14 protein-coding genes and 1 tRNA gene are annotated in these 14162 nt (G+C 69.1%); 5 read left to right on the forward strand and 10 right to left on the reverse strand.

Going from position 1 to position 14162, the window contains the following annotated elements:
• The first annotated feature begins 46 nt into the window (after positions 1–46).
• Positions 47–352: a hypothetical protein gene (locus tag BGO20_RS09930; RefSeq protein WP_291659797.1), complete on the forward strand. Its 306-nt coding sequence runs from the start codon at positions 47–49 to the stop codon at positions 350–352.
• Between the two features lie 60 nt (positions 353–412).
• Here the strand turns inward: BGO20_RS09930 and ccoS are convergent, their stop codons facing one another.
• The 10 genes from ccoS to BGO20_RS09980 form a co-directional block, all read right to left on the reverse strand.
• Positions 413–583: a cbb3-type cytochrome oxidase assembly protein CcoS gene (gene ccoS / locus BGO20_RS09935; protein WP_291659795.1), complete on the reverse strand. Its 171-nt coding sequence runs from the start codon at positions 581–583 to the stop codon at positions 413–415.
• The gene (locus BGO20_RS09940) at positions 580–2775 is read right to left on the reverse strand and encodes a heavy metal translocating P-type ATPase (protein WP_291659794.1); all 2196 of its coding nucleotides are present in this window, start codon (positions 2773–2775) and stop codon (positions 580–582) included. Before BGO20_RS09940 ends, ccoS begins: the two co-directional genes overlap by 4 nt.
• 3 nt (positions 2776–2778) lie before the next feature.
• Complete coding sequence (locus BGO20_RS09945) at positions 2779–3309, reverse strand: FixH family protein (RefSeq protein ID WP_291659793.1); 531 nt, start codon at positions 3307–3309, stop codon at positions 2779–2781.
• A gap of 36 nt (positions 3310–3345) precedes the next feature.
• Positions 3346–4782 carry a cytochrome c oxidase accessory protein CcoG gene (gene ccoG, locus BGO20_RS09950; RefSeq protein ID WP_291659792.1) on the reverse strand — a complete coding sequence of 479 codons (1437 nt, stop codon included), beginning with the start codon at positions 4780–4782 and terminating at the stop codon, positions 3346–3348.
• Position 4783: 1 nt separating this feature from the next.
• Positions 4784–5674: a cytochrome-c oxidase, cbb3-type subunit III gene (ccoP, locus tag BGO20_RS09955; RefSeq protein WP_291659791.1), complete on the reverse strand. Its 891-nt coding sequence runs from the start codon at positions 5672–5674 to the stop codon at positions 4784–4786.
• 3 nt (positions 5675–5677) lie between these two features.
• A complete protein-coding gene (locus BGO20_RS09960) occupies positions 5678–5833 on the reverse strand; it encodes a cbb3-type cytochrome c oxidase subunit 3 (protein WP_291659790.1) in 156 nt (51 codons plus the stop codon).
• An 11-nt stretch (positions 5834–5844) separates the two neighbouring features.
• Positions 5845–6609, reverse strand: coding sequence for a cytochrome-c oxidase, cbb3-type subunit II (ccoO, locus tag BGO20_RS09965; protein ID WP_291659789.1), 765 nt, complete (start codon positions 6607–6609; stop codon positions 5845–5847).
• Positions 6610–6620: 11 nt separating this feature from the next.
• Entirely contained in the window at positions 6621–8219 is a 1599-nt protein-coding gene (ccoN, locus tag BGO20_RS09970; RefSeq protein WP_291659956.1) for a cytochrome-c oxidase, cbb3-type subunit I, read from the reverse strand.
• Between the two features lie 258 nt (positions 8220–8477).
• Complete coding sequence (gene hemN / locus BGO20_RS09975; protein WP_291659788.1) at positions 8478–9818, reverse strand: oxygen-independent coproporphyrinogen III oxidase; 1341 nt, start codon at positions 9816–9818, stop codon at positions 8478–8480.
• Between the two features lie 325 nt (positions 9819–10143).
• Positions 10144–10218 (reverse strand) — tRNA-Gly (locus tag BGO20_RS09980).
• A 280-nt stretch (positions 10219–10498) separates the two neighbouring features.
• On the opposite strand from BGO20_RS09980, the gene BGO20_RS09985 reads away from it, so the two are divergent.
• From BGO20_RS09985 to BGO20_RS10000, 4 genes are all read left to right on the forward strand, one after another.
• Positions 10499–11038, forward strand: a complete 540-nt coding sequence (locus tag BGO20_RS09985) for a prolyl-tRNA synthetase associated domain-containing protein (protein ID WP_291659787.1) — start codon at positions 10499–10501, stop codon at positions 11036–11038.
• A 113-nt stretch (positions 11039–11151) separates the two neighbouring features.
• Positions 11152–12051: a thioredoxin gene (gene trxA, locus BGO20_RS09990; RefSeq protein ID WP_291659786.1), complete on the forward strand. Its 900-nt coding sequence runs from the start codon at positions 11152–11154 to the stop codon at positions 12049–12051.
• 18 nt (positions 12052–12069) lie between these two features.
• Positions 12070–12741 (forward strand): LON peptidase substrate-binding domain-containing protein, encoded by a 672-nt coding sequence (locus tag BGO20_RS09995; protein WP_291659785.1) that lies wholly within the window; start codon positions 12070–12072, stop codon positions 12739–12741.
• Positions 12738–14147, forward strand: a complete 1410-nt coding sequence (locus tag BGO20_RS10000) for an MFS transporter (protein ID WP_291659784.1) — start codon at positions 12738–12740, stop codon at positions 14145–14147. Before BGO20_RS09995 ends, BGO20_RS10000 begins: the two co-directional genes overlap by 4 nt.
• The last annotated feature ends 15 nt before the right edge of the window (positions 14148–14162 follow it).

Consider the following 14162-nt stretch of genomic DNA (forward strand, 5'->3'; position numbering starts at 1 on the left):
CCGCCGGTGCGCCGAAGCGGCCTACAGGACAACGCAGAGAGAACCGATGAACGAGCTTCTGGATTGGCTGCAGCAGCAGAAGGGCAGCCTCCTGACCCATCTCGCATTTCAGGACCGGGCCCTGGCGCTGCGCGCCGCGGAACCGGACCATGCCGCCCTTTTGCGGCTGCTCGCAGACCTCGCCGGACGCTTCGCCGATGCTTATGACGGCCAGCCGCTCTCGGCCGAGCTCGCCGCAGGCGCGCGCGAACGGCTGATCGGACTTCTCGAACGAGCCGTCCGGCAAGGGGCCGCTGGGCCTTCCGAGCGGCTCTCGCTGCTGAACGAGATCGGAACCTGCGAACTCGCCTGACCGCGCGGGCAGGCCTTCTCGGGCTGGGCGCCGCGCGCGTGCTCGCGGCGAGGCCGGCGCTCAGGGTTGTCCGTCGGGACGCGGTTCGACCATGTCGTCATCCCTGAGCACGCGCCAGCTCGCCCCTTCGAGATCGGCGAACTGCCCGCTCCTCATGCACCACAGGAAGGCGGCGAGACCGGTGGCACCGAGAAGCAGCGCCAGCGGCAGCAGAATGGCGATGATGTTCATGGCGCGCTCCCTCCTCCCGTGCTCCGCGCCCGCAACGCGTTGAGCGTGACGACGAGCGAGCTGCCGGACATGGCCGCAGCCGCGATCAGCGGCGTCACCAGGCCCGCGATCGCGACGGGGACGGCGATCGCGTTGTAGAGCACCGCGAGCCAGAGATTCTGGATCATCAGCCGGCGGGCCTTGCGGCCGATCGCGACGGCCTGCGCCACCGGCGCGAGACTGTCCCCGAGGAAGACGATGTCGGCGGCGGACTGGGCCAGATGCGAGGCGCTGACGGGCGAGATCGAGACATGCGATGCCGCCAGCGCGGGCGCGTCGTTCAGCCCGTCGCCGACCATCAGGACCTTGCGGCCCTTGCGTGCCAGCCCGTCGAGCAGCTCGAGCTTGCCTCCCGGCAGGAGCCCGGCGCGCGCCTCGGTGATGCCGAGCGCCGCGGCGACCGGCGCGACCGCCTGAGGCCGGTCGCCCGACAGGATCATGACCGCGAAGCCGGCTTCCTGCAATGCGGCGACAGTCTCCCGCGCCTGCGGCCGCAGGCGCTGCCCGATGGCGATGGCAATCCGCCTGTCGCCATTGCGGTAGGCGATCAGCGACGCATCGGGATGGGCGCGGATCGCCACGTCAGCCTGTTCCTGCGCCTGGCAGAAATCGACGCTGCCGAGGCGGCGCTCGCTGCCGCCGCAACGGCTCGTGAGCCCCTGACCCGGATATTCGCGCACCTCCTGCGCCGGAGCCGACGCGCCGAGCGCCTGGGCGAGCGCCTGCGCCAGCGGATGCCGGCTGGCCGCGGCGAGGGCGGCGATCTCGGCGCGCTCCGCTTCGGGAACCGCCTCCGGATTCAGGATGCCCGCCTCGGGCAGCGTCAGGGTCCCGGTCTTGTCGAAGACGACCGTGTCCAGCTCCGCCAGGCGCTCGAGCGCGTCGCCGTGCTTCAGCATCACGCGCTGCCGGAAAAGCGCCGAGGCGGCGACGACCTGCACGGCGGGAATCGCGAGCCCCAGCGCGCAGGGACAGGTGATGATGAGGACCGTGACCGCGATGAGCAGCGCCTGCTGCCAGCCGAGTCCCAGGGCGAGCCAGCCGAGGAACGTCGCCAGCGCAGTGGCATGGACGAGAGGAGCGTAGAGCCGCGCCGCCCTGTCCGACAGCTTGACGTAGCGGGAGCGGTTCTCCACCGCCTGCGACATCAGCCGGTCGATGTCGTCGAGCAGGGTGCCGGAGCCCGCGGCCTCGACGCGTACGCGCAGCGCGCCGCTGAGATTGAGCGTGCCGGCATAGACGCGCTCGCCCCGCCCGACCGTTGCAGGGGCGGTCTCGCCGGTGACCAGGCTCTGGTCAAGCTCGGAGCGGCCCCCCTCGACGATGCCGTCGACACTGACGCGCTCGCCGGGAGCCACCAGCACCAGGTCGCCCGGCACGATGGCCGCGATCGGCAGCGCGACGGCCGTCCCGTCGGGGGCGAGACGCGTTGCCGTCTCCGCCTTGAGCGCCGCCAGATTGCCGGCGAGATCGCGCGTGCGCCGCCGCATCAGCTGATCGAGATAGCGCCCGACGAGCAGGAAGAAGAGCAGCATGACGGCGCCGTCGAAATATGCGTGCCGGGAGTGCTGCCAGGTCTCCACCACCGACATGGCGAGGGCCAGCACCACGCCGAGCGTGATCGGTACGTCCATGTTGACGCTGCCGGCCCGCAACGCGCGCAGCGCGCTCTCGAAGAACGGGCGCCCGGCATAGGCCGCCGTCGGCAGGGCGATCAACGCCGACAGCCAGTGGAAGAGATCGCGTGTCGAGGGCTCGATGTCGCTGGCGTTGCCCGCCCAGACGGACACCGAGAGCAGCATGATGTTCATCGCGGCGAAGCCGGCGACGCCGAGGCAGCGCAGCAGGCGGGCTTCCTCGCGGGCTTCGCGACCTTCCTGGTCGGCCGGCAGGAAGGGATAGGCCTTGAAGCCGAGCGCGGCGAGGCGCTCGACCACGGCCTCGGGCCGCAGCGCGCCCTCGCGCCATTCGACGGTGACGCGCTTCAGCGCCAGGTTGACGCGCGCGGACAGAAGCCCGGCCTCGCGGGCGAGCCCGTCCTCGATCGCATGCATGCAGCCGGCGCAGCGGATGCCGTCCACGGCGAGCTCCATGCCGGCGACGCCGCCGGGGGCGTGCCTGACGAAAACCGAAAGGTCCTGCGGCGTCGCCATCGCTCAGCCCTTCAGCTCGATCCGGTTCTGCGAGACGAAGACGGTTTCGCCGCCGCGCCGCACCGTGATGGCGAGCAGCCAGCGGCCATCATGCACGGCATCGAGCGCGGCGGTATAGACGCCCGGCGCCGTCTCGCGCAGGGCCACGGTCCGGTCGAGCGCATGGGTGGCGGGATGCTCGAGCAGCGCCTCGGCCGTGAGCCCCGTCACCGGGGCGCCGAGGCGGTCGCGCAGCTGCAGGCTCACCGCCGCGCCGCCGCCCTGGCGCCGCACCGCCCCTTCCGCGCGCCAGCCCCGCGCAGCCTGCGCGCGCATCCGGCCGATCTCGGCGTTGAAGTGCTGGCTGGTTTCGTAGGCGCTCATGGCGTCGACGCCGGGCATGGTCCGGATCGCGACGGTCATCATCGTGGCATTGACCCCGGCGACGACGAGGAAGAAGCCGATCAGCGCTGCGAGGACGAGGCGGCCGGTGACCCTGAAGGGTCGATGGGGCGGCTGTTCGGCCGGGCCGGAGGCGGCCAGTTCGATCGGCATGACGAAAGCTCCGCAACAGGACATGGCGTCCTCGCTTCAGGGGGCGATGAAATGGTCCTGCGTCCGCACCACCTCGCCCGCGAAGAGGTCCGACGCCGTGAAGGTGATGACCTGGCTCTGCTCGAGCGGCGTGCCGGGCGGAACCGTGACCAGCACGCGCACCTCGCGCGAGGAGTCCGGATCGACGTCGATCACCGGCCGGAAATCGGCCGTGGCCCTGACCCCGACGGCTTCGACGCCGATGCCGGGCAGACCGGCGACGCTCAGGGCGAAGGGCCGCGTCTCCGGCCGCTTGTTGAGCAGGCGTACCGTGTAGGCGTTCCGCAACGAGCCGTCATGCAGGCGCACGAAAAGCGGCGTACGCTCGTGCAGCACCGAGATCCCGACGGTCGAGCGCGTGGCGAGCTGATAGAGCATGGCGCCGCCCACCAGCAGGATCAGCGCGGCATAGATCGCGGTGCGCAGCCGCAGCGGCCGGTAGACGGGCGCGAGCCCGTCCTGGCGGCGCTTGAGATTGGCCTCGGTGTCGTAGCCGATCAGCCGCGCCGGGCGGCCGATCTTGTCCATCACGGTGTCGCAGGCGTCGATGCACAGGCCGCACTGGATGCAGTCGAGCTGGGCGCCGTCGCGGATGTCGATGCCGGTCGGGCAGACGGCGATGCACTGGCGGCAGTCGACGCAGTCGCCCGCCGGCTGGCCGGCCGCCCGCAGCCGCGCCGCCTGCTTGACCGAGACGCGCGGCTCGCCGCGATCGTAGCGGTAGGTGACGTTGAGGGCCTCGTCGTCGGTCAGTGCCGCCTGGATGCGCGGCCATGGGCACATGAACTTGCAGACCTGCTCGCGCATGTGCCCGGCAAGCGCGTAGGTGGTGAAGGTCAGGATGCCGATCCAGACATAGGCCATGCCCGGCGCCGTCAGGGTCGCAAGCTGGCGCACCAGCGTCGGCGCGTCGGCGAAGTAGAGGACCCAGGCACCGCCGGTCCACCAGGCGATCATGAGCCAGACGAGATGCTTGGCGCCCTTGCGCCAGAGCTTGTCCGCGCTCCACGGCGCGTCGTCGCGCTGCATGCGCTCGCGCCGGTCGCCCTCGAAGGCGCGCTCGACGGCGAGGAAGAGGTCGGTCCAGACCGTCTGCGGGCAGAGATAGCCGCACCAGATCCGCCCTGCGACGGCGTTCATCAGGAACAGGACGAAGGCCGCGAGAACCAGCAGGCCGGTGAAGTAATAGACTTCCTGCGGCCAGATCTCGATGAAGAAGAAGTAGAAGCGATTATGCGCGAGGTCGAGCAGGATGGCCTGGTCGGGCAGGTTCGGCCCGCGGTCCCAGCGCAGGAAGGGCAGCAGATAGTAGATCGCGAGGCAGACGACCAGCAATCCCCATTTCAAGCGCCGGAACGGGCCCGACACGCTCTGGGGATAGACTTTCTTCGACGGTGCGAAGAGGGGCAGGTCGTCAGCCTCGCTGACCGACATCTCACTGTCCCCCGCCGAGCGAATGGACATAGACGGTCAGGGCCTTGATCGTGGTTGGATCGAGCCGCGGGCCCCAGGCCGGCATGACGCCGCCGCGGCCGTTGGTGATCGTCTCGGTGATCGTCGGCAGGTCCATGCCGTAGAGCGTGATCGCATCCGTCAGGTTCGGCGCGCCCATTTCCTGGTTGCCCTTGCCTTGCGGCCCGTGGCAGGCGGCGCAGGTGTCGGCGAAGATCTGGCGCCCCCTGGCGAGATCCGCCTTGGCGTCGGTCGGCAGGCCGGCGAGCGCGCGCACATGGTTGGCGACGGCGACGATCTCGTCGCGCTTGAGGATGCCGTCCCTGCCGAAGGCCGGCATCTGGCTGATCCGCGTGTCGGAATCGGTGGCGACGCGGATGCCGTGCTGCAGGGTTTGCTGGATCGCGTCCGGGGTACCGCCCCAGAGCCAGTCGTCGTCGTTGAGATTGGGGAAGCCTTTCCCGCCGGCGCCGCCGACGCCGTGGCAGGCGACGCAATTGTCGCCGAAGGCGGCCTTGCCCTGCGCCATCGCGATGCGGAACAGGTTGGGATCGGCCTTGATCTGCTCCAGCGAGGCCTGGGTGAGGCCGGCCGCCTGGCTGGCCCGGCGGGCCTGCAGCTCGGCCATGTCGTCGGCGATGGCGGCGCGCGTGGCGTAGCCGATCACGCCTCGGGTGGCGCCGCTGATCAGCGGCCAGGACGGGTAGACGATCCAGTAGCCGATCGACCAGACGATCGTGGCGTAGAAGATGCCGAGCCACCAGCGCGGCAGCGGGGTGTTGAGCTCGCGGATGCCATCCCATTCATGGCCGGTCGTCGCGATGCCGGTATGGGCGTCGATCTCGTGGGAATGGGGCTCGTGATGCGGATCCATGTCTCAATCCTCCTGCAGAGGCTGGAGGGCGGCCCGCTCGAAGCGGCTGCGGTTCCGCGGCCAGAAGGCGTAGGCGCAGACCGAGAGGAAGACGGCGACGAAATAGAGGAGCCCGGCAGACTGCGCGAAGCGGGCCAGTGCGTGATAGGTCGTTTCCATGGCAGCCTCGCTCAGCGGATGTTCGCTTTGTCGTCGTAGAGCTTGAAGTCGATGAACGTGCCGAGGACCTGCAGATAGGCGATCAGCGCGTCGGCCTCGGTGATCCGGCCGGGGTCACCGTCGAAATCGCGGGCCTGCGCCTTGGGATAGCGCTTCGCCAGATCGTCCTGGCCCGGGTGGTCGGGCGTGGCCTGGGCCTTCAGGTCCGTCCGGGCTGCGGCGATCATCTCGTCGGTATAGGGCACGCCGCCGGCGCGGTTCGCCCGCATCTCGTCGCCGATCTCCCCCAATGGCAGCTCGTTGCGGAACAGGAAGCCGTAGCCGGGCATGATCGATTGCGGCACGATCAGCCGCGGGTCCTCGAGATGCAGGCGATGCCACTCGTCCGAATACTTGCCGCCGACGCGGGCGAGATCGGGCCCGATCCGCTTCGAGCCCCACTGGAACGGCTTGTCGTACATGCTCTCGGCGGCGAGCGAGTAGTGCCCGTAGCGCTCGACCTCGTCGCGCAGCGGCCGGATCATCTGGCTGTGGCAGTTGTAGCAGCCCTCGCGGACGTAGATCGCCCGCCCGGCCAGCTCGAGCGGCGTGTAGGGCCGCATGCCCTCCACCGTCTCGATGGTGTTCTTCAGGTAGAACAGCGGGGCGATCTCGACGAGGCCGCCGACCGAGATCACCAGCAGCACGCCGATGATCAGGATGATCGAGTTGGTCTCGAAGATCTTGTGCTTGGACCAGAGCGAGCGGCGCGGCCCGGCCGCGTTGGACAGGGACATCGGCTGGGTCCTCACTGCGCGGGAACGAGCTGCGGGGCGAGGCGGCCGGCATCGGCGGGCTCGCTCGCGGGGGCGTCGACGGATTCGCTGCGCACCGTCATCCAGAGATTGAAGGCCATGATCAGCGCGCCGGTCAGGAACAGCGCCCCGCCGAGCGCGCGGATGACGTAGTAGGGGTGCATCGCCGCGACGGTCTCGATGAAGGAGTATTCGAGGAAGCCCAGCGAGGTATAGGCGCGCCACATCAGGCCCTGCATGATGCCCGCGACCCACATCGCCGAGATGTAGAGCACGATGCCCAGGGTCGAGATCCAGAAGTGCCAGTTGACGAGCTTGAGGGAATAGAGCTCGCGCCGGTTCCACAGCCAGGGCACGAGGCAGTAGATCGCGCCGAAGGAGATGTAGGCGACCCAGCCGAGCGCGCCGGAATGGACGTGGCCGACGGTCCAGTCGGTGTAGTGCGACAGGCCGTTGACGGCCTTGATCGACATCAGCGGGCCCTCGAAGGTCGACATGCCGTAGAAGGCGAGCGAGACCACCATCATCCGCAGCACCGGGTCGGTGCGCAGCTTGTCCCAGGCGCCCGAGAGGGTCATGATCCCGTTGATCATCCCGCCCCAGGACGGCATCCACAGCATGATCGAGAAGGTCATGCCGAGCGTCTGCGCCCAGTCGGGCAGGGCGGTGTAGTGGAGGTGATGCGGCCCCGCCCAGATGTATAGGAAGATCAGCGCCCAGAAATGGATGATCGAGAGCCGGTAGCTGTAGATCGGCCGGTTCGCCCGCTTCGGCACGAAGTAGTACATGATCGCGAGGAAGCCGGCTGTCAGGAAGAAGCCCACCGCATTGTGGCCGTACCACCACTGGAACATCGCATCCTGCACGCCCGACCAGACGATGTAGGATTTCGGCGAGAGCACCGAGGCGGGGACGGTCAGGTTGTTGCCGAGATGCAGCACGGCGATCGTCAGGATGAAGCCGAGATAGAACCAGTTCGCCACGTAGATGTGGGGTTCGCGGCGCTTGGCGAGCGTCGCTAGGAAGACGAGCAGGTAGACGACCCAGACGACGGTCAGCCACAGATCGGCGTACCATTCGGGCTCGGCGTACTCCTTGCCCTGGGTGATGCCCAGCAGGTAGCCGGTGCCGGCGATGACGATGAAGAGATTGTAGCCGAGCACGACGAACCAGGGGGCGAGATCGCCCGCGAGCCTTGCCCGCGACGTGCGCTGGACCACGTAGAAGGAGGTCGCGATCAGCACGTTGCCGCCGAAGGCGAAGATGACGGCCGAGGTGTGCAGCGGCCGCATCCGCCCGAAATTCGTCCAGGGCAGGTCGAGGTTCAGCGCCGGGAAGGCGAGCTGGGAGGCGATGAGCAGGCCGACCGCGAAGCCGGCGATGCCCCAGAACATGGCGGCCACGACGCCGAACTTCACCGGCCCCATGTTGTAGTTCGGCTTGCCGTCGATCTCCTGCGGCACCGGAAGCACCCGGCCGTCGAAGCAGCGGTTTCCGATGAACAGGACGGCGCCGAGCGCGGCGAGAAGGCCGAGGACGGCATGGAAGGCGAAAGCCGAACTCTCGGTCAGGCCGGCAACCAGCATGAGCATCGGAATCGCGGCTGCCGCCAACCCGATTCCGAGCATCTCTCCGACTTCCAGTCGCCGGACCGGATACCCAAGCGCTGACATTGTGCGTGCCCCTTGCCCCAAGCGTTTCACATCGCTTAGGCGCGGTTGCGGGGGGGCGCCTTGATGCAGATCAACCCGGCCGCCGCGCCGATCGCGCGTGGCGCCGCCGCCCGGTAGGGCGCTCCCGGGCAGGTGTGGCGCGGCATCTCGCGGATGGCTTCGGCAGGCCCGCCGGGCTCAGGCGGCGGGGCTGTAGCGGCGCGCTGATTGCTGCAGATGGGCGTCGAAGGCGGAAGCGACCTTGCGGACCATCCAGCGCGCCTGCGGCGCGACCTGCAGATGGGTGCCGTCGAACGCGATCAGCCCCTCCGACGCGAGCGCGCGCAGCGCCGGCCCGGCATCGGCCAGGACGGTCCGATCCAGGCCGTGGCGGCGGCAGACGGCCTCGATGTCGACCTTCATGTCGCACATCAGCCGCTCGATCACGTCGCCGCGCAGCCTGTCTTCGGCGCTCAGCCGGTAGCCCCTGGCGACGGGCAGCTCGCCGGCGGCGATGCTTTGCCGGTACGGGCCGATGACCGGCTCGTTCTGGACATAGCCCTGCGGCAGGCGCCCGATCGCCGACGGCCCGAAGCCCAGCAGGGCCTGGCAGGCGTCGGTGGTGTAGCCCTGGAAATTGCGGTGCAGCCGGCCCTCCTTCCAGGCGATCGCCATCGGGTCGCATGGCCGGGCGAAGTGATCGAGCCCGATCCGCACGAAGCCGCCGGCGACGAGGCGCTGCGCGATCGCCTCGGCCTGCGCGCGCCGGGCCTCGCCGCCCGGCAGATCCGCCTCGGCGATGCGGCGCTGGTGCTTCTTGAAGCCGGGAAGATGCGCATAGCCGAAGACCGAGATCCGGTCCGGCGCGAGCGCCAGGCATTGCTCGACCGTCTCGATGCAGGAGTCGACGCTCTGGCCGGGCAGCCCGTAGATCAGATCGAAGCTGATCGCCGCGACACCGGCCTTGCGCAGCCCGGCTACGACTTCCGCGGTCTGCTGCGGGCTCTGGATCCGGTTGATCGCCCGCTGCACCAGCGGGTCGAAGCTCTGGATGCCGATGCTCGCGCGGTTGACGCCTTGGCTCGCCAGTGTCGCGATCATCGCCGACGCCATGCGGCGCGGATCGATCTCGACCGCGATCTCGGCATCCGGCGCGAAGGCGAAGCGATGCCGCAACAGGGCCAAGAGCCCGGCGAAATCCTCGGGCCGGAGGATGGTGGGCGTGCCGCCGCCGAAATGCAGGTGCCGGACGTGAAGCGGCCGCACCGGCAGCGCCGCGACCGCCTCGATTTCCCGACGCAGCGAGGCGAGATAGGCCTCGATCGGTCCGTCGCGCAGGGCGACCGTCGTATGGCAGCCGCAATACCAGCACATCGACCGGCAGAAGGGCACGTGGACATAGAGCGAGACGTCGAGCTCGGCCGGCAGCTCCGCCAGCCAGCGCCGATAATCCGACGCGCCGACGGCCGTGCTGAAATGAGGAGCGGTCGGATAGCTCGTATAGCGCGGAAGGCGCTCGTCCAGATAGTTCGGTTGCATGGGCCGCCTTCGAAAGCCGGTTTGAGCCCGTCCTAGGAGGAGCCTCGTCCGCTCGCATTGATCTAGGACAAGCGCGGAAGGCCGCGATCCGCGCCCGTGGGGCCGGCGCCGTCATGGCGACTGGCAACGGATAGTCAGGGATGACGGTCGATAGAGCAGGGTGGGGGGAGCGAAAAAGGATGCGACCAGAAACGGCGGCATGCCGGAAAGCCCGCCTCGCCGAGCTGGCGATCGGACGCGTCAGGGGGGGGCGCGGAAGGCGTTCAAAAAGCAAAAAGCGCCGGAAGATCCGACGCTTGCATGCTTCTCAGCGCTTTCGATTGTCTGGAGCGGGCGAAGGGATTCGAACCCTCGACCCCAACCTTGGCAAGGTTGTGCTCTACCCCTGAGCTACACCCGCATCCGAGACAGTCGCACCGTGGCGGCGCGGCCGGGTTATTGCCCCAAAGCGCTGCGGAGCGCAAGCGTTTCGGCAAAGTTTTTTTGGGCCTGTCGATAAGATCGGGTCCGGGTCGCGGGAGAGCCCGCTGCCGGAGCCCGGTCGCGGGCGTCGCGGGGCTGGCCGGTCCGCTGCCCGCTTCCGGCGCGGAGCGCGCGTGCGGGAATCCGAATTCCGCTTCGGGCCGGAATCGGCTAGAGCCCGGACGGATCGGAACGAAACGGTTGGCCACGTCCTTGCCATGACTGCGATTGTCCAGAACGCCCCCCTCGGCCCGGAGGAGCTGTGCGCCAGGCTGACGGCGAGCGGCATCGCCTTTCACCGCACCGACCATCCGGCCGTGTTCACGGTGGCCGAGACGGCGCCGCATCGCGACGCGATGACCGGGCTGCAGACCAAGAACCTGTTCCTGAAGGACAAGAAGGGTCGGCTGTTCCTGGTCTCGGCGCGATCCGACGCCCGCATCGACCTGAAGCGGCTGCACGAGCGGCTGGGAGCGAGCGGGCGGCTTTCGTTCGGCTCGGCCGAACTGCTCCTGGAGACGCTCGGCGTGACGCCCGGATCGGTCACCGCCTTCGCGGTCGTCAACGACCGCAAGGGCGCGGTGACCATGGTGCTCGACGCCAATCTGACGACAGGGGAGGAGGTCAACTTCCATCCGCTCGTCAACACCGCCACGCTGCGCGTCGCGCGCGACGATCTCCTGGCCTTCCTGCGCGAGACCGGGCACGAGCCGATGATCGTCGATTTGCCGGTGCCGCCCGATGGACAGAACGGCTAAAGCTCCCCATCTATGGGACGGTTCCGCCGCGGCGGGCCAATGGCGAACGGACAGATTCTCCGGACGGCGGCAGACGCCCTGAACCGGAGCGACGGCATCACGAAGGGCGACCCATGCTGGTCAATGGCGAGGCGGCCGAGCAACCCGGCCTGATCAAGGACACCACCACCCAGGGCTTCCGGCAGGACGTCATCACCGAATCGATGCAGCAGCCGGTGCTGGTCGATTTCTGGGCGCCGTGGTGCGGGCCCTGCAAGCAGCTCACCCCCGTGATCGAGAAGGCGGTCAAGGCGGCCGGCGGCAAGGTCAAGCTCGTCAAGATGAACATCGACGACCACCCGCAGATTCCGGGCCAGCTCGGGATCCAGTCGATTCCCGCGGTCATCGCCTTCAAGCAGGGCCAGCCGATCGACGGCTTCATGGGCGCGCAGCCGGAAAGCCAGGTCAAGGCCTTCATCGAGCGGCTCGTCGGACCGGTCGGGCCGGGCGAGGCCGAGGAACTGATCGCGGCGGCGCAGGAAGCGCTCGCGGCCGGCGACGCCGCCGGCGCGAGCGAGCTCTATGCACATGTGCTGCAGATGGAGCCCGAGAACCTTGCCGCCATCGCCGGCCTGTCGCGGCTGCATCTGGACACGGGCGACCTGGAGGGTGCCAAGGGCATTCTCGCCATGGCGCCGCAGGACAAGGCGGGCGATCCGGCGATCGCCGCGGTGCGCGCCGCGATCGAGCTCGCCGAGCAGGCGGCCGCGCTCGGCGACACGGCGGAGCTGGAGCGGAAGGTTGCGGCCGATCCCAAGGACCATCAGGCTCGCTTCGACCTCGCGCTGGCTCTCAACGCCCGGGACAGGCGCGACGAGGCGGTCGACCATCTGATCGCCATCATCAAGGCCGACAGGACATGGAACGACGACGGCGCGCGCAAGCAGCTGCTGCAGTTCTTCGAGGCCTGGGGGCCGATGGACGAGGCGAGCGTGGCCGGGCGCCGGAAGCTCTCGACCCTGTTGTTTTCCTGAAGGCGGAAGGACGAGCGGATGGGCATGAACGCCGTCTACAAGGGGGCCGGGGATTGCCCGCAGGTGATTCCGCTGTTCCCCCTGTCCGGCGCCTTGCTGCTGCCGCGCGGGCAGATGCCGCTCAACATCTTCGAGCCGCGCTATCTGGCGATGATCGACGACGCGATCAGGGGGAACCGCGTCATCGGTATCATTCAGCCGGAACCTGACGACGGGCGCAGCCCCGAAGTTCCGCCGCTGCTTCGGGTCGGCTGCCTCGGTCGCATCACCCAGTTCGCCGAGACAGGCGATGACCGCTACATCATCAGCCTCACGGGCATCAGCCGCTTCCGCGTCATCGAAGAGCTGCCGGTCGCGACGCCCTATCGGCAGGCGCGGGTGGACTACGAGCCGTTCGCCGTCGATTTCGTCGCACGGGCCGGCGAGGAGGAGGTCGATCGCGACGGGTTGCTCAGGGCGCTGCGCGACTTCGCCAAGGCGAACGACCTCAAGATCGACTGGAAGGGCGTCGGCGAGGCGCCGAACGAGGCGCTGGTCAATGCGCTGGCGATGATGTGTCCCTTCGGCCCGCGCGAGAAGCAGGCGCTGCTCGAGGCCCGCAGCCTGGGCGAGCGGGCCGCGGTGCTGGTGGCGATCACCGAGATCGAGCTCGCCCGCGGCGGCAACGATCCCGATACGACCCTGCAGTGACGTCCAGTCTTGCCTCGACCGAGCCGGCGACCACGGCGCCGCCAGCGACCTGGCCGCCGCGGCGCGCGGTCGTGGCCTGGATCTTCTTCGACTGGTCGGCGCAGCCCTTCTTCACCCTCATCACCACCTTCGTCTTCGCGCCGTTCTTCGCCTCGGCCCTGGCCAGCGATGCGGCGGAAGGGCAGGCGCTCTGGGGTTATGCGACCGGCTTCGCGGGCCTGTGCATCGCGCTGCTCTCTCCCCTCCTCGGCGGCATCGCCGACCGGACGGGGCCGCGCAAGCCCTGGATCGCGGCCTTCGGAGCGTTGCTGGTCGTCGGCTCGGCCATGCTCTGGTATGCGGCGCCCGGCTCGCCCTGGGCGGTGACGATCGCACTCTCCGGCTTCGTCATCGCGACGATCGGCGCGGAGTTCGCGACCACCTTCAACAATGCGATGATGACGCGGCTGGTGCCGCCGGAGCGGCTTGGCTGGCTCTCGGGCACCGGCTGGGCCGTCGGCTATCTCGGCGGGCTTTTGTCGCTCGCGATCACGCTCGGCCTGCTGGCGGCCGATCCGCATACGGGCCGGACGCTCGCCGGCATTCCGCCGATCCTCGGGCTCGACGCGGCCGCGCGCGAGGGCGACCGCTTCTCGGGGCCGCTGACGGCGCTGTGGTTCATCGTCTTCGTGGCGCCGATGTTCCTGCTGACGCCGGATTCGCCGCCGACGGGCATGCGGCTGGCGCAAGCCGCGCAGGGCGGCGTCGGGCGGCTCAGGGCGACCGTGGCGGAACTGCCGAGCCTGCCCTCGCTCGGGCGCTTCCTGCTCGCCAACATGATTTATCAGGATGCGCTCGTCGCGCTCTTCGCCTTCGGCGGCATCTATGCGGCCGGCGTGTTCGGCTGGCAGACGATCGAACTCGGCGTCTTCGGCATCCTGCTGACCGTCACCGGCACGCTCGGGGCCTGGCTCGGCGGCAAGCTCGACGATGCCGTCGGCGGCAAGCCGGTGATCCTGGGTGCGATCGCCTGCCTGCTCTTCGCCTGTCTCGGCATTCTGTCGCTCAGTGCCGATCACATCTTCTTCGTGATTCCGGCCGCGCCGCCCGCACCGGGCGACGGGCTCTACGCCTCGCTGCCGGAGAAGGTCTATCTCGGGCTCGGCCTGCTGATCGGCCTCGTCGCCGGGCCGCTGCAGGCGGCTTCGCGCAGCCTGATGGCGCGGCTCGCGCCCGAGGGGCGCATCGGCGAGTTCTTCGGGCTCTTCGCGCTGTCGGGGAAGGTCACCTCCTTCATGGGGCCGACGCTGGTCGCGCTGGCGACGAGCCTCTTCGCCAGCCAGCGCGCGGGGCTGGCCGTGCTGATCGTGTTCTTCCTGGCGGGAGCATGGCTGTTGGCCGGCGTCAGGATAGAACGGGCGCCGTAGCGCCCGTTCCGGCTG

This window comes from Allobosea sp. 67-29 (assembly GCF_001898115.1).
In the GTDB taxonomy this organism is placed as follows: domain Bacteria; phylum Pseudomonadota; class Alphaproteobacteria; order Rhizobiales; family Beijerinckiaceae; genus Allobosea.